Source organism: Haloglycomyces albus DSM 45210, from assembly GCF_000527155.1.
Taxonomy (GTDB): Bacteria; Actinomycetota; Actinomycetes; order Mycobacteriales; family Micromonosporaceae; genus Haloglycomyces; species Haloglycomyces albus.
Map to the genome: position 1 here is coordinate 2,755,266 of NZ_AZUQ01000001.1, position 18,276 is coordinate 2,773,541.

14 protein-coding genes are annotated in these 18,276 nt (G+C 62.1%); 6 read left to right on the top strand and 8 right to left on the bottom strand.

What is annotated here, in order from left to right; translation table 11 throughout:
* The first annotated feature begins 47 nt into the window (after positions 1 to 47).
* Together HALAL_RS0112715 and argH are read left to right on the top strand one after the other, a co-directional pair.
* Positions 48 to 1,241: an argininosuccinate synthase gene (locus HALAL_RS0112715; RefSeq protein ID WP_025274364.1), complete on the top strand. Its 1,194-nt coding sequence runs from the start codon at positions 48 to 50 to the stop codon at positions 1,239 to 1,241.
* A gap of 92 nt (positions 1,242 to 1,333) precedes the next feature.
* Positions 1,334 to 2,737, top strand: coding sequence for an argininosuccinate lyase (gene argH / locus HALAL_RS0112720; RefSeq protein WP_025274365.1), 1,404 nt, complete (start codon positions 1,334 to 1,336; stop codon positions 2,735 to 2,737).
* Between the two features lie 39 nt (positions 2,738 to 2,776).
* On the opposite strand, the gene HALAL_RS0112725 is transcribed toward argH, so the two are convergent.
* Positions 2,777 to 3,529 (bottom strand): TetR/AcrR family transcriptional regulator, encoded by a 753-nt coding sequence (locus tag HALAL_RS0112725; RefSeq protein ID WP_051462946.1) that lies wholly within the window; start codon positions 3,527 to 3,529, stop codon positions 2,777 to 2,779.
* Positions 3,530 to 3,634: 105 nt separating this feature from the next.
* Here HALAL_RS0112725 and HALAL_RS0112730 point away from each other — a divergent pair, with 105 nt between their 5' ends.
* A complete protein-coding gene (locus HALAL_RS0112730) occupies positions 3,635 to 4,912 on the top strand; it encodes a DUF418 domain-containing protein (protein WP_025274367.1) in 1,278 nt (425 codons plus the stop codon).
* Here HALAL_RS0112730 and hrpB read toward each other — a convergent pair.
* Entirely contained in the window at positions 4,901 to 7,378 is a 2,478-nt protein-coding gene (gene hrpB / locus HALAL_RS0112735; RefSeq protein WP_025274368.1) for an ATP-dependent helicase HrpB, read from the bottom strand. The genes HALAL_RS0112730 and hrpB overlap by 12 nt on opposite strands.
* 301 nt (positions 7,379 to 7,679) lie before the next feature.
* On the opposite strand from hrpB, the gene sigJ (HALAL_RS0112740) reads away from it, so the two are divergent.
* The 3 genes from sigJ (HALAL_RS0112740) (at position 7,680) to HALAL_RS19500 (ending at position 10,213) form a co-directional block, all read left to right on the top strand.
* Positions 7,680 to 8,612 carry an RNA polymerase sigma factor SigJ gene (sigJ, locus tag HALAL_RS0112740; RefSeq protein WP_029767911.1) on the top strand — a complete coding sequence of 311 codons (933 nt, stop codon included), beginning with the start codon at positions 7,680 to 7,682 and terminating at the stop codon, positions 8,610 to 8,612.
* 76 nt (positions 8,613 to 8,688) lie between these two features.
* Positions 8,689 to 9,810, top strand: coding sequence for an NAD(P)/FAD-dependent oxidoreductase (locus tag HALAL_RS0112745; RefSeq protein ID WP_025274370.1), 1,122 nt, complete (start codon positions 8,689 to 8,691; stop codon positions 9,808 to 9,810).
* 40 nt (positions 9,811 to 9,850) lie between these two features.
* Positions 9,851 to 10,213: a VOC family protein gene (locus HALAL_RS19500; protein ID WP_051462948.1), complete on the top strand. Its 363-nt coding sequence runs from the start codon at positions 9,851 to 9,853 to the stop codon at positions 10,211 to 10,213.
* A 49-nt stretch (positions 10,214 to 10,262) separates the two neighbouring features.
* Here HALAL_RS19500 and HALAL_RS0112755 read toward each other — a convergent pair whose 3' ends face one another.
* The 6 genes from HALAL_RS0112755 to HALAL_RS0112780 all read right to left on the bottom strand — a co-directional run bounded on the left by HALAL_RS0112755 (position 10,263) and on the right by HALAL_RS0112780 (position 18,168).
* On the bottom strand, positions 10,263 to 10,736 hold the full coding sequence (locus HALAL_RS0112755) for a carboxymuconolactone decarboxylase family protein (protein WP_025274372.1): 474 nt from the start codon (positions 10,734 to 10,736) through the stop codon (positions 10,263 to 10,265).
* 18 nt (positions 10,737 to 10,754) lie between these two features.
* Positions 10,755 to 11,648 (bottom strand): RNA polymerase sigma factor SigJ, encoded by an 894-nt coding sequence (gene sigJ / locus HALAL_RS0112760; protein ID WP_025274373.1) that lies wholly within the window; start codon positions 11,646 to 11,648, stop codon positions 10,755 to 10,757.
* 102 nt (positions 11,649 to 11,750) lie between these two features.
* Positions 11,751 to 13,895, bottom strand: coding sequence for an MMPL family transporter (locus HALAL_RS0112765; RefSeq protein ID WP_051463086.1), 2,145 nt, complete (start codon positions 13,893 to 13,895; stop codon positions 11,751 to 11,753).
* Positions 13,896 to 14,006: 111 nt separating this feature from the next.
* Positions 14,007 to 14,711 (bottom strand): response regulator, encoded by a 705-nt coding sequence (locus tag HALAL_RS0112770; RefSeq protein WP_025274375.1) that lies wholly within the window; start codon positions 14,709 to 14,711, stop codon positions 14,007 to 14,009.
* A complete protein-coding gene (locus HALAL_RS0112775) occupies positions 14,693 to 15,805 on the bottom strand; it encodes a sensor histidine kinase (RefSeq protein ID WP_025274376.1) in 1,113 nt (370 codons plus the stop codon). Before HALAL_RS0112775 ends, HALAL_RS0112770 begins: the two co-directional genes overlap by 19 nt.
* 68 nt (positions 15,806 to 15,873) lie before the next feature.
* Positions 15,874 to 18,168, bottom strand: a complete 2,295-nt coding sequence (locus tag HALAL_RS0112780; protein WP_025274377.1) for a Tex family protein — start codon at positions 18,166 to 18,168, stop codon at positions 15,874 to 15,876.
* Positions 18,169 to 18,276 lie beyond the last annotated feature (108 nt).

Genomic DNA, 18,276 nt, shown 5'->3' on the forward strand with positions numbered 1-18,276 from the left:
GTGGACACAGGTTCGGACACACCGAACAACAGTAAAGGAACCGACCCATGACAGAACGCATCGTCCTCGCCTACTCCGGAGGCCTCGACACGTCAGTCGCCATTCCCTACCTCGCCGAGCAATTCGACGCCGAAGTCATCGCCGTCGCCATCGACGCCGGGCAAGGGGGAGAAGACCTGGAAGCCGTCCACGACCGCGCACTTGGTTGCGGAGCGGTCGCCGCCGAGGTCATCGACGCTCGTGAGGAATTCGCCGCCGAATACTGTTACCCGGCGGTGTCCGCCAATGCCCTGTACATGGATCGCTATCCACTCGTGTCGGCACTGTCGCGCCCGCTCATCGTCAAGCATTTGGCTCAAGCCGCCGAAAAGCACGACGCCACCATCGTCAGCCACGGCTGTACCGGGAAGGGAAACGACCAGGTCCGTTTCGAAGCGGGGCTCGCGGCCTTGGCACCCGATCTGAAGATCGTCGCTCCGGCGCGGGACTTCGCCTGGACGCGGGACAAGGCCATCGTTTTCGCCGAGGAGAAGAACCTACCGATCGACGTCACCGCCTCTTCGCCGTACTCCATCGATCAAAACCTGTGGGGCCGTGCGGTGGAAACCGGTTTCCTCGAAGACCTGTGGAACGCTCCGATCGAAGACATCTACTCGTACAGTCACAGTCCGGCCGAACCCGCCGACCCCGACGAAGTCATCGTTACCTTCGATAAGGGGCGGCCGGTCGCCTTGGACGGGGAAACCAAGACCGCCTACCAGCTCATCGATGAGCTCAACCGCAGAGCCGGTGCTCAAGGTATTGGGCGGATCGACATGGTCGAAGACCGTCTTGTCGGCATCAAGAGCAGAGAAGTCTACGAGTCACCGGCGGGTATCGCGCTCATCACCGCCCATATGGAGTTGGAGGCCGTCACCCTCGAACGTGAGCAGGCTCGGTTCAAGCGGACCGTCGATCAACGGTGGGGCGAAATGGTCTACGACGGCCTGTGGTTCTCTCCGTTGAAAAACAGTCTCGAATCCTTCATCGACGACACGCAACGCCACGTCAGCGGGGATATTCGGCTGCACATGCAGCACGGCAAGGCCACCGTCACCGGGCGTCACAGCCACCAGAGCCTGTACGACTTCAACCTGGCCACGTACGACGAGGGCGACAGCTTCAAGCAGGAACACGCCCGTGGGTTCGTGGAACTGTGGAGTCTACCGGCCAAACTCGCCTACGCACGTCAATCGAACTAGACGTGCCTACCGACTCGGGTAGGGCCGAAATTCGTGCCTGAACCAGCGGCCCTACCCGTTCAACACCGAACTCAAGGCAGAAGGACCGAACGATGACCGCACTCTGGGGAGGCCGCTTCACCGGCGGCCCGGCGCAAGCATTGCAGCAACTCAACGACTCCATCGGCTTCGACTGGCGACTCGCGCCATACGACATTCGAGCCTCCCAAGCCCACGCGCGAGTGCTGCACCGGGCCCGCCTGCTCACCGATGCCGAACTCACCGAATTGCTCGGTGCCCTCGATGCCCTGGCCGACGACATCGCCACCGGCGTTTTCCAACCCCAAACGGGGGATGAAGACGTCCACACCGCTCTGGAACGCGGACTGGTCGAACGGCTCGGGACGCTCGGCGGAAAACTACGGGCCGGACGCAGCCGCAACGACCAGGTCGCCACCGACCTCCGCCTATACGCCCGCGATGCGGCCGCCTCACTCACCGCCAAGCTCACCGAACTGGTCGAAGCGCTTGCCGATCAGGCCGAAAAGCACCTCCACGACCCCGCTCCCGGCATGACACACCTGCAACACGCTCAGCCGGTGACCCTGGGCCATCAGCTTCTCGCTCACGCCCAAGGCCTACTGCGGGATCTCGACCGACTCGCCGATTGGGACCGGCGTGCCGCCGTGTGCCCACTTGGTTCCGGGGCACTGTCCGGTTCGTCATTGCCTCTCGATCCCGAAGCGGTGGCGGAGGAATTGGGTTTCACTACGTCGGCCCCCAACTCGATCGACGCCGTCGCCGATCGGGACTTCGCCGTTGAACTGGCCTTTGTGTGCGCACAAATCGGCCTACACCTGTCTCGCCTAGGGGAGGAGTTCATTCTCTGGTCCAGTCAGGAGTTCGGCTGGGTCACTGTGGACGATGCCTTTTCCACCGGATCCAGCATCATGCCGCAGAAGAAGAACCCCGACGTCGCCGAATTGGCTCGCGGCAAGTCGGGTCGCCTGGTGGGTAATCTCAACTCGCTCGTGACGGCGTTGAAAGGGCTCCCCTTCGCCTATAACAAGGATCTCCAGGAAGACAAGGAACCCCTTTTCGACTCTCTCGACAACCTGGAGCTACTGCTTCCGGCCGTGACGGGAATGGTCGCGACGGCCACCTTCCACCCCGACGTTCCCCGGCAGGCCGCCCCCAAAGGCTTCAGCTTGGCAACCGAGATTGCCGATTGGCTGGTACGCAAGGGAATTCCCTTCCGCACGGCCCACGAGGTCGCGGGTGCGTGTGTGGCCGAATGCGAATCACACGGAATCGAACTGCACGAGCTCAGCGACGAACAGTTGGTCGGCCTCAGCGAACACCTCGACGCTTCGGTGCGGGAGGTGCTGACCGTCGACGGTGCTCTGGCCGCCCGCACGACACCAGGGTCGACCGGTCCGCAGGCGGTACGCCACCAGCTGGAGACCGTACGGGCGACGGTGGAGAATCTACGAAAAGTCACTATTCCTTCTCAATAACCACGACATCGCGTGCCGGGGACGGATCACGGTCGCGGGTTAGCGCTCGCTGACCGTGCCGCTGTTGATAGTGGCCGCGAGGCCGTTGAGAAGTACATTCAATCCGAATTCCAGTTCCGAGTATCTTTCGTCGTCCGCAGTGCTCTCGGGGAGCGCCATGGTATCGAAGATTTGGGAGGCATAGGGGTAGCGCTGCGAATTGACCAAGGTACTCATCGCCGTCACCCAGCGCCGTTCCGACTCTGCGAGGTCGACGCCGTCGGTGTGGCGTTTACCGTCCATGTCGTGCATCGTCTGTACGGAGTTCCGCACGAAACCACTCAACAAAACGGTTACTGCAAGTTGATCCGGCAGACTCAACGATGTCTGACTCAAGTGCCTCAAAGCTGTATCCAACCAATCGATTCCATGAGGGCCCTCGGGTGGACCGGTTACCGGCAGTCGCACCAGCCACGGATGCCTCTCGAAGAGCCGAATCTGCGCCCATACCCATTCCCGCAAGCCCGTTTTCCATGAGTCCGTTTCTACGTGCGGTGCGGGTCCATAAGCGTAGTCCTGCATGAGGGTCACCAGCTCGTCCTTCGAACCCACATAGCGGTAGAGCGACATTTTGGTAACTCCGAGCTTATCGCTGACCTTCGGCAAGGTGACCGTTTCTATGCCCTCGCGATCGGCCAGTTCTACCGCTGTGGAGATGACCGTGTCGACGTTAAGTCGAGCGGGGCGACCCCGACGGCTTTCAGTGGGTATTCGCCATAGGCGGGCGATTCCATCCGGGATGTCTTCAGTCATGTCCGTCCTTTAGCTGGTTGATGCGGCCTGATTCGAGTATCGCACAATAATTAATATCTATGATATAGTTTCTCAGAGATAGTAAGTGTTGATACGGGAGTTCTCATGACCGAACATGTACACCCGGCCGACGAAATGCCCCGTCGTTCGCCGCCAATACCAGCCCAAAAATTGAACATCCACCCCGAGTCACCGAAAAAACCGCGAGTTCTAACCCCGGACCTGGCACGCGGAATCATGCTTCTGTGTATCGCCATCGCCAACTCCGCAGGCATCTTTCTTGCACGCACACCCGGCCTCGAAGCCGACCCCGAAGGTATGGAACGGGGAATGAACGCCGTACTCACCCTCCTGGTTCACGCCCGTTCATTTCCGGTATTCGTTCTCGTCTTCGGCTACAGTCTGGTGCTCTTCATACGCCACCGGCAGCGGAGAGGCGACGATCACCGCACTATCCGCCGCACACTCACCCGACGCAGCATATGGCTGGTCCTGTTCGGCGCCGTTCACGGAACCCTGCTCTATGCGGGCGATTTTCTCGGCGCGTACGGAATCCTGGGACTGCTGTTCGTCGTCGTGCTCATGAACCGTGGCGAGCGCTTCCACCGCCTCGCACCCTGTTACCTCGGCGTGGTGGGGCTCTGTGCCGCCGTCTATGCCGTGCTCACCTCTGTCGAACAATCCCAATCCGCTGCGATCGACGCTGCGACACCCTACAGCCTGTTCCCGTCGGCTAGCGCGCCGGACTATCTTTCCGCGGTATCCGAACGGCTCACTGAATGGCCCGTTCACACCCTCATCCTGACCGCCCTGATCTTCCACGTGTGGATCGGCGTATGGGCGGCCCGGAACGGCATCCTCGAACACCCGGAGCAGTACCGACGGCTCCTATGGACTGCCGTCACCATAGGACTGACGCTATCGATGGCCGGAGCGTTGCCAATGGCACTACTCAGCGCCGACCTCTGGCACACCAATAGTGCCGCGGCCGACTGGGCCCGCATGCTTTACGAGGTGACCGGCAGTTTCGGCGCCATCGGATACCTCGCGCTCCTAACCCTGGTCGCCGGTCGAATCGAACGGAAACGCAGCACCGGACCGATCGTGCGATCGCTGAGTGCACTAGGACGGCGATCCCTCTCCGCCTATCTCTTTCAATCAATAGCCTGGCTGCTTCTGGCCGCGTCATTCACCCTGGCACTACCCCAACGCACCGACAGTCCACTCCTCATGGCGATCGTCTGCGCCACAGGCGTATGGTTGATCACATTGATTGGTGCTGAATGGATGCGACGGCGGAATCTGCAGGGCCCGATGGAGGTGCTGCTGCGGCATCTGAGCCACGGTTCGGCCACACGACCGACTCCGCGATCACAACGGTAAGTCGAGACGATGCTTCGTTTTAGCCGTGGCCGGAACCGAAAACGGGTCCTCCGGCCACGGATGTTTCGGGTAGCGGCCCCGCATGTCCTTACGAACCTCCTGATAAGGACCCTCCCAAAACGAAGCGAGATCGGACGTGATCGCCACCGGACGACCCGCCGGATTCAACAAATGCAGCGATACGCCAACCCCCGCGATCAGCGGTGTTTCGGTGGCCCCGAACATCTCCTGTAGCTTGACCGCCACCACCGGCCACTCCTGCCCATAATCGACCCGAACCCGACGTCCACTCGGAACGGTGATCCATTCGGGAGCAACATCGTCAAGCCGAACCTGCCACGGCAAGAGATTCCGCAAGGCCGCCGCGACGTCGATCGCCTCCACATCGCCACGCCGCCGACAATGCGACCACCACGGCTCCAACCAATCGGTGGAATCGACCAGGCTTATATCGTCCACACACGGCCAAGGACTCCCCAGCTGCTCATGGCAAAACGCCATCCGCTGCCGCAAACGCACCGCCCCCTCATTCCACCGAAGAAGGTCCAGGCCCTCGCGGCGCAGGCCCTCCTCCAGAGCCGTCCGCACCAGATCCTCATCCGGTTGAGCGAGCGGAACCGACTCCAACTCAACGGCCCCCACTGTGCGTACTCGCCGAGCACGAACGTCCCCGCGCTCGCGGTCCCAAACCACCTCCGCACGTTCGGCCACCCCGACCAGTTCGCAGGCGACGTCTCCGTCGATGGGAACCGCCGACCTGATGAGCGCCGTCGCCGATCCCCGGGCTCGAGTGGCTTCGGCGATGGCCAGCCAACGATGATCGGACAGGGGCGACCCGGGCGTCACGGTTGCCCCCGTACCGGAGACGGTAAGCCATTGACGAGACGACTGGTCACTGCCGGATTCCCTCCTCCGAGCGACGCGTTCGGGAAAAGCCAAAGCAGTGATGATGGCGGCGGCCTCGTCGTCGCTGGTGGTTCCGTCTATCCGTGGAACCTTGGTCGACAAACGCTTGACTTCCTTGCGCCATTGCCGGTCGCCCTGAGTGCGAAGTCGCTTCCATTCCTGCAGCAAATCGTCGCCGCGCCCACGGCGATCCAAGGCCAGCAAGGCCGTGACCTCCGCTGCCTGGCGGGTCCCTACATATGCAGCACCGTCCAGTAGCGCCCGCGCCAGACGCGGGTGGACGCCGAACCGAGGCATTTCTCTACCACGGGCTGTCACGTGGCACCGCGCATCGATGGCGGACAGGGAAGTCAGTGTTTCCAGTGCCGCCTGCCATGCGCCCTTCGGCGGCGGGGTTGACAAGGGCAGTCGATCGACAGGCGTACCCCAGCAGAGAACCTGGAGGGCGAATGCGGTGAGATCGATGGTCTCGATGTCGGGTTTGGCGTGGGCGGGCCGACGAACATCCTCGGCTTCCGACCAGCAGCGCCACACCACACCTGGCCCTTCCCGTCCGGCTCGACCGGCACGTTGGGCCGTGGACGAACGCGGCGCCGGAATCGTTGCGAGCCCCGGCAAGCCCCGAGCGTGATCGATGAACGGTCGGCGTGCCAACCCCGCGTCGACCACGATGCGAACCCCCGGAACGGTCACACTGGATTCGGCTATGTCGGTGGCGAGAATGACGCGACGGCGCTCGCGTGGGAGCATCGCGTCGTTCTGCTCCGCTGTGGGAACGGAACCGTGCAGGGCCAGCACCTCGGTATCATGGAGGTCCAGGCGTCCGGCCACTCGGTTGATTTCCGCCGTGCCGGGGAGGAAACAGAGGATATCGCCGGTGTCGGTGGCGTGGGCACGCTCGATGACGCCGGTGACGTGGGCGAGAAATCGCGGTGAGACGCCCTTGTCTCCGAGAGGCCGGTCACGATGGGCGGGAGGTGTCCAGTGGATATCGACGGGGTGGTCGAGTGGTTCGGTTTCGATAACGGGCGCTTCAGGGAGCAGGACGCGCCATAGGTCGACGTCGGCGGTGGCGGAGGCGGCGATGAACGCCAGCTCAGGCCGGAGGATCGCGCGGGACTCGGCGATGAACGCGGCGGCGGTATCGGTTTCGATGTGCCGTTCATGGCATTCGTCGAGCATGACCGCGTCGACGTCGGGTAGTTCGGGATCGGCGAGAAGCTGGTTGACAAGGACCCCCGTCGTGACGACCTCGATACGTGTCTTCTGGGACCGACGAGTTTCACCGCGGATTCGATAGCCGACCGTCTCTCCGACGGGTTCGCCCAGAATAGCGGCCATACGCTGCGCGGCGGATCTCGCCGCGAGGCGGCGCGGTTCGGCGACCACGACTCGGCGTGACGGTTCCTCGTCATCGAGCAGTCCGGCAAGGGCGAGTGGCGCAACGGTGGTTTTTCCGGTACCGGGAGGAGCGGCCAGGATGGCTGAGGAGTGGCGGTCCACGGCGGTGGACAGGTCGGTCAAGACCTGATTGATCGGCAGCTCTGGGAGTGTGGGCATGCCTGCAATTATCCCAAATCGAATTCAACGACCATTCCGGCTGCGGTGGTGAGGTGTGGCGCGCGGCCGGTCGAATCCGGCGATCGTGAGAACGTCCAGCACGGTTTTCGGTCTGCCCTGCAGGAACCGGAGGGTGACGTCGTGCTCGGCTACCACCGTCTGCTCAGAATAAGAACCGGCGAGGTCGATTCGATTCCTTGACAGGCAGTGGTTTCTGTCCGAATCGCGACAGCTTGAGCCGACTCTGAACCGTGCGCGAAGCCATGGGCCCGTGCGGCTTCGCCGTAGTAGGCTCTTGCATATGGGCACCCTGGAGGACTTCGAGTCTGCGCGCCCGCGTCTGCTCGCCATCGCCTACCGCATGCTCGGCGCCGTCTCGGAATCCGAAGACGCCGTGCAGGAGACGTATCTGCGCTGGGCGAGAGCCGACCGAGAAAGCATCCGGGTGCCGGCTGCCTGGCTCACCAAGGTGCTCACCAACATCTGCCTCAACTCCCTGACGTCGGCACGCGCACGCCGCGAGGAGTACATAGGCCAGTGGCTTCCCGAACCGGTGCTTGACGGCGACCCTGTAGTGGGCCCCCTCGAGACGGCGGAGCAGCGGGAGTCGGTCTCGCTTGCCGTCCTGTATCTGCTGGAGAAGCTGACTCCGCAGGAGCGAGCGGTCTTCGTTCTCAAGGAGTCCTTCTCTCACTCCCACACGGAGATAGCCGAGATCCTGGAGATTTCGACGGCCAACTCGCAGCAGCTGTTCAGCCGCGCCAAGCGCCACCTGGCGGACGCCAAAAGGTCAGCGGAGGTGGACCGAGACGCGGCCGAGCGGATCATCAAGGAGTTCCTCAAGGCCGCCTCTAGCGGCGACACTGAAACGCTGGTCGCCCTGCTGACCTCCGACGCGGTGGTGATCGGCGACGGTGGAGGCGTCGTGACCGCCGCCCGCAAGCCGGTGCTGGGTGCCGAGCGCGTCGCCAAGCTGATCACCGGTCTGTTCCGCCCGTCGCAGCGTCAGCTGGAGATGATCGGCGGACTGCCGGACCTGTACTTCACCTACGCCAACGGCACGCCGTCGCTGGCCATCACCGTCGGCGAGAAGGTTGTGGGCGTGATCGCCTTCAGCTTCGAGGGCGGATCCGTCTCGGCGATCCACGACGCGGTCAACCCGGGCAAACTTACCGCCTTCGAACGCGCGTGGAACAGCTTCGACCACGGGGAGCCGCTGCACAGTTTCGAGTGACCCACATCGCTCTGAGGACGTGTCAGGTTTTTCGCGGCCGCCCGGTTCAGGGAGCGACAAGAACCGAGGAGGAACCATGAAACACCGCATCGTCGTACTCGGAGCCGGATACTCGGGCGCCCACGCCGCCTCGCGGATCGCCCGTCGACTGCGCCGGGAGGACGTCGAGGTCACGCTCGTCAACGCCGAACCCGACTTCGTGGAACGCGTGCGCCTGCACCAGATCGCCGCCGGACAGGACTTGCTGGTCCACCGGCTCGACGAGCTGTTCGCCGGCACCGGGGTCCGCCTACGTATCGACCGTGTGACGGGACTGGACGTGGAGGACAAGAAAGTCGCTACCGAGACGGGCGAACTCCGCTACGATACGTTGATCTACTCCCTCGGAAGCTTCGGCCGAACTCCTGAGGGCACGTACAGCGTCGCTGACTACCCCGGGGCGCTGCGGCTGCGCAAGAGGCTGTCGAGTCTGGGCGATGGCGAGCGCGTGCCCGTCGTCGGCGGCGGACTGACGGGCCTCGAAGCGGCCACCGAGATCGCCGAGACGCGGCCGGGCCTGGCGGTCACGCTGGCCACGGCGGGCGAACTCGGTGACTGGTTGGCACCCGGAGCGAGGCGGCACCTGCGCCAAGTGGTCGCGAAGCTGGGGATCACGCTCGAAGAGAACCGAGTAGTCGACCCGGGCGAGACCGGGGCGACCACGGTCTGGTGCACCGGGTTCACTGCCTCCACACTCGCGGAAGGCACGGCCCTCGAGACCGATGCCGACGGGCGGATTAAGGTGGACGAGACCATGCAGTCCACATCGCACCCGGACGTTTACGCCATCGGCGACAGCGCCTGCGCTCCCGGACCCCGAGGCCAAGTCAGCCTGATGCGCTGCGGCGCGGGCGTCCCGCAGGCCTGGCAGGCGGCCGGCGCGATCACGGCGCGGCTGACCGGCCGCAAGCCCCGATGCCTTCCGCTGGGCTACGTCCACCAGGCGATCAGCCTGGGTCGCAAAGAGTCGCTCATCCAGTTCGTCACCTGGGACGACCGTCCCCGCCGCGGATTCCTGACGGGAAGAGCGGGCGCCCACTACAAGGAGCTGGTGTGCCGCTTCGCGGTCAATGCGATCCGCTGGCCGCAGCGCATGCCCGGCCGCCGCAGGGCTGTCACGACTACTCCCGCGCTAGACGGCGATCAGGTCCACACCTGATAGGGCGCTCGCGGATAGGAGAGCTGCTCTGAGTGCACAGTTGCACGGAATTGTCGTCGATACCGCTGACCCGGATCGATTGGCCGGGTTCTATGAGGGATTGCTTTCGACGGTTTGGATTCACGACGAGGCCGATTGGGTGATGGTAGGCACGAGTCCCAACGACGTGGAACCGGTCTACCCGCGAGCGCCCGGCCATGTCGCACCGATGTGGCCCGATTCCGCAGTCCCGCAACAGGTGCACTTGGATGTCCGAGTCGAAGATCTGGATGTCGAATATGAACGGTGCGTCTCCTGGGGAGCCGAGTGTCGCAGCGAGTTGAATGACCGTTGCCGAACATATGCCGAACCTTCCGGCCACCCGTTCTGCCTGGTCGCGATCTCAGTGAACATGGTCCGGTAATAGCGACGAACATGTGGCCCCGTCGTAGTGACGGGGCCACGCGGTTTCCTTAATCGAACTGGCCGGGAACGTAGTCGCCGCCGGGTGCGTGGAGCGCGGCGTTTATGCGGTTGAAGGCGTTGATGAGGGCGGCGTTGCCTACCAGCTCGGCAATCGCGTCCTCGTCGAAGTGTTTGGTTACCTCTGCCCACAGTTCGTCGTCCACGTGGTCCCTATCGTCGGTGATACGAGTGATCGCTTCGGTGAACCGCAGCGCAACCCGTTCAGCTTCGGTGAAGCAGTTCGCTTCTTTCCACGCTCCTACCATGATCACGCGCTTCTGGTCTTCACCGGCTGCCAAGGCGTCCTTGGTGTGCATGTCGAGGCAGAAGCTGCATCCGTTGATCTGGCTGGCTCGGATTTTCACCAATTCCGCGATGCTCTGCGGCAAAGCATTCCCTGAGATGGCCGTATTTGCCTGGACGAGCCCTCCTATGAATTTCTTCCCGATCGTATTGGTGTAAATGTCCATACGTGCTTCCATGAGGTTTCCTTCCTTGTTCTAGTTCTGGCTGTGGGACAGTCCGTGAAATTTGTGGGGGTTGCGGACGGCGTCGATCGTCCGGATGCGTCCGTTGCGGATACCGAGGGTGAATACCGTTTCGGTGTGCTCGGTGGAAAACACGACCAGAGCCGGGTTGCCATTGATGATGGTGTGCCGGAGGGAAAAGTGGTCGTCGATAGGGCGAACTCCCGCCAGGAAACGGGCGATTTTGTCGTGTCCCAGGATGGGATTGAGTGCCGCCTGTACGAGACCGCCACCGTCGGAGATGAGCACCGCGTCCGGATCGAGTAGTTGCAAAAGTCGTTGCAGGTCGCCGTCGGTCATGGCGCTTCCAAAGGCTTCCACGACCTCGCGATGATCCCCGGGGTCCACGTCGAAGCGAGGTTTCCTCTCTCGTACGTGTTGTCGAGCGCGAGCGGCCAGTTTGCGGCAGGCCTGTGGACTGCGCCCGAGTGCCGTACCGACCTCGTCGAACGGAACCGAGAACACGTCGTGCAGGACGAAGGCGGCGCGTTCGGACGGGGTTAGTGTTTCGAGAACCACCAACATGGCCCAGGAGAGCGAATCGGCCAGGGTGGCCCGCTCGGCCGGGTCCGACCCGGTCTCCACCGGTTCGGGTAGCCACGGACCGATGTAGTTCTCGCGTTGCCGACGCGCCGAGCGGAGAGTATCCAGAGCCAGCCGCGAAGTGGTGGTGACCAACCAGCCGGTCACGTCCTCGATGGCGTCGGTGTTCGTGCCCTGCAGCCGTATCCATGCTTCTTGGACGGCATCCTCCGCCTCGGGAAGCGTTCCCAGGAGTCCATAGGCGACTCCAATGAGTCGCGGTCGCAACTCCTGATACTCGGCTACGAGTTCGTCGGTGTTCCAAGCCCGTTGTTGTTCGCTCATACCCAGTGGACGAGGCGGCACGCGAAAACGTGACAGAAAAACCGAAAATGTGTCGACAGGCACAAAAAGGGGTGAACGCCCATTGCGTTCACCCCGAACAGATTAACTCAGTGAAGCCGGTACGCGAGGTTTCCGCTGCGTCTCCGCCTGCTCTTCCTCAACCGTCACCCGAGGTAGAAAGCGGTCCAGCCAGCGGGGAATCCACCAGGCGCGAGCTCCGAACAGCCGCATGATCGCCGGCATGGCGAAGGAACGAATCACGAACGCGTCCAGGAAAATCGCCACGGCCATACCGATACCGAACTGCTGCATCATCCGCACGTCGGACAGGACGAAGGAGGCGAACACCGCGATCATGATCGTCGCCGCCGCCGTCACGACCGAACCGGTCGACACCAGTCCTTTACGCACTGCGTACGAAGCGTCTCGCGAACGAACCCACTCCTCACGCATCCGTGACACCAGGAAAACCTCGTAGTCCATCGACAGTCCGAAAACGATGGCGAACAACATAATCGGTACGAAACTCTCCACCGGACCCGGCTCGATTCCAAACCACCCCCGCTGGAAGATCACTGAAACCACACCCAGCGAGGCGGCGATCATCACGACGTTCAAAAGCGCCGCCTTCAGAGGAATGAGCACCGACCGGAACACCAACAGCAGAATGACAAACGTCAGGCCGACGACGAAGAGCAGAAACACCGCCGCCGAATCGCGGATCGCCTCGTTGTAGTCGATCGCGGCGGTCGTCATACCACCGACCAGATGGTCACCCGGAGCCTCAGCGAGGGCGTCGTCGCGCAGCTGATGCACCAGATCGATCGTTTCGTCGGCATTCGGCCCTTCGACGGGAATCGCCGTCGACAGCCAGAACCCGTCGTCCAGTTCCACCGCGGGGGACACCGACTCCACCGCGGACAGCTCTTCCATCGCACCGACCGTCGCCTCCGCGTCCTCACGCGAACCTTCGGTGGAGATCATCAACGGGCCGTTCGCTCCCGGACCGAAACCCTCGGCCATCAGATCGTATGCCTCCCGGGTGGGAAGACCGTCCGCATCACTTCCGGCATCGGCGAAACCCAGACGCAGATTCATGATCGGCGACGCGAGCACCAGCAACACCACGCCGACACCGACCGAGGCGGCCACAGCGTGCCGCTCAATGAATCGAGACCAACCCCACCACCGTGAGTTCTCCTGTCGACGCCCCTTCGCCGCCCGCCGATGAGCATTCTTCTCCAAACGCTTGCCGAACAAAGTCAACAGCGACGGAAGCAAGGTCACCGACGCGATCATGGTCAACAGAACCGTGACCGACACGCCCAAAGCGACACCCTGCAAAGCTGCCAGACCGGTCGCCCACAGCCCCAAGAGAGCCACCATGACCACCGAACCGGCGAACAGCACCGAACGCCCAGCGGTATCGATGGCTTTATCAGTGGCCTCGGCCCGATCCAGGCCGTTCTGAATCTCCGAACGATATCGAGCAAAGATCAACAACGCGTAATCGATACCGACACCCAAGCCCACCAAAAACATGTTCGGCGGCAAATACGTCGGCAATACGATCACGTTCGACACCAACGCCATCACGCCATACGCGCTCCCCACCGCGAAGACAGCCGTAATCAGCGGCATCCCCGCCGCCACAAACGAACCGAACATGACCACCAGAATCACCAAGGCCGCCGTCATCCCGACACCCTCAGCACTACCGCCGGCTTCATCCTCCTGAACCTCAGAGATCACGTCACCGCCGGCCACGGCCGTCACATCGTCATCCGAGGCCCCTTCCACCTGATCCAGCAGATCCAGAGCCTGCGCGTTCGAACCGTCCCACTGGGCTGTGGCATAGGCGATCGTGCCGTCCTCGCTGACCGCACCGGGAACCTCAAACGGTGAATCCACCCCGGCGACCCCAGGGAGAGACTCCACCTCCCTCAGAAGACTCGCAATAGCCGATTCCTGAGAATCAATCCCACCAGCGGCCTCAAAAACAATCCTGACCTCATCCGAGTCGAACCCGGTATCGATCTCTTCCAAACGATCGGACAACTCCTGCGACTGCGAACCGGGAAGCGAATGGTCATCCTCAAACGCCGAACCGACCGAGGTCGCAGCGGCCAACAAACCACCCAGAATCGCCAGCCACGCTACCAAAGCCCACCACGGACACCGCCGCGTCCACGCCGAAACCCGCACCAGAGGCGAGGAGGAACGAGAAGAAATAGCACCTGTCATCATGGGTTCCAGCTTGGTCCACCACGCACCACCCGGCATCGGCCCAAGGCGGGCAATCCACCGACCACCCCGGTCGTACACCAACGGCAACGTACAACCGGGGGAGTAGACCAACTAACGGTCGCGATCCTCACCCCGCGCCCACCCCGGAGTCACCAGACCCGACTCATAGCCCATGACCACCAACTGAGCACGATCGCGCGCCCCCAACTTCTGCATCACCCGCGACACGTGCGTCTTGGCGGTAGCCGGAGAAATATACAGATGTTCCGCCAACTCCCGATTCGACAAACCGGCCGCCACCAAACGCAAGACCTCGCGCTCGCGGCCGGTGAGCACATTGAGGTTTTCAGCGGGTTCGGGACGGCGTACCTGTTGGGCGAATTCGCTGATCACCTTGCGGGTGATGGCGGGCGAAATCAGTGCGTCTCCAGCGGCGACGACGCGTACGGCTCCGGCCAGGTCGTCGGGATCGATGTCCTTGAGGAGGAATCCGCTTGCTCCGGCACGCAGGGCGCGGTAGACGTAATCGTCTTCGCTGAAGGTGGTCAGAATCACCACTTTGACCTCGTCCAACTCCCTGTCGGCGCTGATGATTTCGGTGGCGGTCAGACCATCGGTACCCGGCATGCGGATATCCATCAATATGACGTCGGGCATCCACCGTCGGGCGGCGTTGAGAGCCGACTGGCCGGTATCGGCCTGACCGACGATCTCGATGTCGTCCTCGTCTTCCAAGATCGACGAAAAACCGGCCCGTACCAGCGTTTGGTCGTCGGCAATGACGACTCTTACGGGATTCAGCGCTTCAGTGGCCACGTGACCTCCACAATGGTGCCGCCGGATTGGCGGTTTCGGATGACAACCGTTCCTCCCCAGTTTTGCACTCTTTCGCGCAGCCCGGTGATCCCATTGCCTTCGTGTACTACGCCCCCGACACCGTCATCGGTGACGGTTACCGATATATGATCGCCCTGCCCGCGTAGAACGACCGTCATAAGCGAGGCATGGGCGTGGCGGACCACGTTCGTAATGGCTTCCTGGGTGACCCTGAAGATGTTCTGTTCCAGTTCAGATGGAATGTCCGGTAGATCGTCGAACTCCAGTGCTGTCGTCAAACCGGCACTTTCGGCTGCGCCCACCATGCCACGGATCTGTGCCAGACCCTGCTGCGACGTACCGTCCTCGTCCGATCGGAGTACTCCGACGATCGAGCGCAGTTCCTGAAGTGCGTGTTGACTGGTTTGGGCCACCAATTCGAGTGTGTCGGCAGGCGAATGATCCGGACGTTTGCTGAGCTTGCGTTGCGCCGCCACGCTTTGCACGCGAATGACCGACAGGTGATGCCCCACCGCGTCGTGCAATTCGCGGGCGATACGCAGGCGCTCCTTGTTCACCGCCGTTTCATGGGCGGCCGCAATGCGCGCTTCGGCTTCACTACGATACTGCCGGTTCTTGTGCACCATGCCGCCGACGGCGATGATGGCGACGAACCAACCTGCCAGCAGGAACATATTGAGCGGATCGACGTGCCGAAATCCGGTGGCCATTTGTCCGAAGAACGCCAACGTCAGCGGAACCGCGGTGATGGTGATCGACGTCCAGAGATATCCGCGCGACGCGCTCGTATACAGCGCGATGATGAACGTCAACGCCACTGGACCGTCAATACCGGAGGCCGGGTAGTACACGGTGTTGCACAGTGTCGTAACGATAAGAACCGTCACTGGGAATGAACTGCGAAAATACAGGACAAGACATGCGATGGCCAAACAGATCCAGGCGATCGGTTCGTACAGGCCCGGTTGATCGTCCACGTAACCACCGACGCGTGGCTCGAGCGCCGTCCATGTCACGATGACGACCGACACGACTGTGGCCACTATGAAGTCACCCAGGCGATCGCGAATCATCGCCCACCTCCTCGATCGGTCGGTATCGGCCACCGCATGCGTGTCCTGTTACAGCTGCGAACCGTGTACTAGGCCAGTCCGGCCCGTTTTAGCGCCTCCGCCATGGCACCGCCTTCGGACTGGCGTTGCCGTTTCTGTTTTGACGGCGACTTTTGACCGGAGGCCGGTGCGTTGCCACCTTGGTCGGCCTTGGCCTCGTCGTCCAACCGCATGGACAACGAGATTCGGTTGCGCGCGATGTCCACATCGATCACCTTGACCTGAACGATGTCGCCGGACTTGACGATCTCGCGCGGATCGGAGACGAAACGGTTGGCCATCATGGAGATGTGGACCAAGCCGTCCTGGTGGACACCGACATCGACGAAGGCGCCGAAGGCGGCGACGTTCGTGACCTGACCTTCCAAAACCATACCCGGTTTGACGTCGGAAACGGTCTCCACGCCTTCCTTAAAAGCCGCCGCCTTGAACTCGGGTCGCGGGTCGCGCCCGGGTTTGTCCAGCTCCGCCAAGATGTCCACAACCGTGGGCACGCCAAAGGTGCTATCGGCGAAATCATTGGGGCGTAGCGATTTCAGTGTAGCGGTATCGCCGATCAGTTCGCCGACCTCCTTTCCGGAAGCCGTCGCGATCCGCTCCACGACCGGGTACGCCTCCGGGTGGACCGCTGACGAATCCAATGGGTTGCGACCGTTAAGGATCCGCAGGAATCCAGCGGCCTGCTCATAGGCCTTTGGGCCCAAACGCGGCACCTCAAGCAGTTGGCGACGATCGTTGAACGGGCCGTTCTCATCACGCCAGGCGATGATGTTCTTGGCCACTGATTCACTGAGACCGGATACCTGAGTCAACAAGGGCGCGGACGCGGTATTGACTTCGACTCCGACCCCGTTGACGGCGTCTTCTACGACCGCTTCCAGGGACCGGGACAGCTTGGAACCGGTAATATCGTGCTGATACTGGCCGACGCCGATGTGTTTGGGATCGATTTTCACCAGCTCGGCCAACGGGTCCTGAAGGCGACGTGCGATCGATACCGCGCCGCGCAAGGAGACGTCCATATCGGGTAGTTCTTGCGTGGCATAGGCTGATGCCGAATAAACCGACGCCCCCGCCTCACTGACGACCAACTTGGATACCGAGGCGAACGGTTCCACCAATTTGACGAGATCGGCCGCCAAGCGGTCGGTCTCCCGCGACGCGGTCCCATTGCCGATGGCGACGAGCTCAACGTTGTGCTTCTTCACCAAACTGCCAAGCGTGGTCAGTGCTTCCTCCCAACGGCCCTGTGGCTTATGGGGATACACCGCCGCCGTGTCCAGAACCGCACCCGTGCCGGACACCACTGCGACCTTCACCCCCGTACGATACGCCGGGTCGAGCCCCATGACGGCTCGTTCGCCCGCCGGAGCCGCCAACAGGAGATCCTTTAGGTTGGTGCCGAAGACACCGACGGCTTCCTCTTCCGCGCGTTGCCATAGCCGCATACGGATATCCACCGACAGCTTCACGAGAATACGGGTACGCCATGCCCAGGAGACGCAACCGAGTAGCCAGGAATCGGCGGGTCGACCCGCATCTTGAATCTCAAACGCCCGTGCGATGTCACTGCGGAACGAGGAAGCGGTCTCGTCGTCTCCGTCGGGCATGAGATTGAGTGAAAGAATCTCCTCCTTTTCGCCGCGCATCATGGCCAAGAGGCGATGGGACGGCAAGGTGGTGAAGGATTCCGAAAAATCGAAGTAATCGCTGAACTTGGCGCCCTTTTCTTCGCAGCCGTCGCGCACTGCTGCGACCAAGCGCCCACTCGTCCACATTTTTTCACGGAGCTGCCCGATGAGATCGGCATCCTCACTGAATCGTTCGGTGAGGATCGCACGTGCTCCGTTCAGAGCAGCGGCGGCGTCGTCAATGCCTGCTTCGGAATTGAGGTACGTTGCCGCTTCCGATTCCGGATTTAGGTCGGGGTTCCCCAGCAAAGCGTCGGCGAGAGGCTCTAGTCCCGCCTCACGGGCGATCTGTGCCTTGGTGCGGCGCTTCTTCTTGTAAGGGGCGTACAGGTCTTCGAGACGGGCTTTAGTATCGGCGGAGTTAAGTTGGGCTTCCAATTCATCGGTCAGTTTGTCCTGCTCTTTCAGAGCTGCCTTAATCGTGTCGCGTCTGGAGTCGAGCTCGCGTAGGTATTCGAGTCGTTCGGCCAAGTGGCGCAATTGTTCATCGCTCAAACCTCCGGTGGCTTCCTTGCGATAGCGCGCTACGAATGGAACGGTCGCTCCGTCGTCCAAGAGTGCAATCGTTGATTTTACTTGCTGCGCATCGATCGACAGTTCTGTCGCGATGCGTTCGTCGATAGTTTGAGTCACGTGAAGATTCTGCCAGAAGTCAACGGCTGTGACCTAGGCGAATCCAAAACCCCACCCCGGTGTAGTAGCCCGTGGCAAAGCAAGGTACAGTTTTCTTTGTCGCCGCGG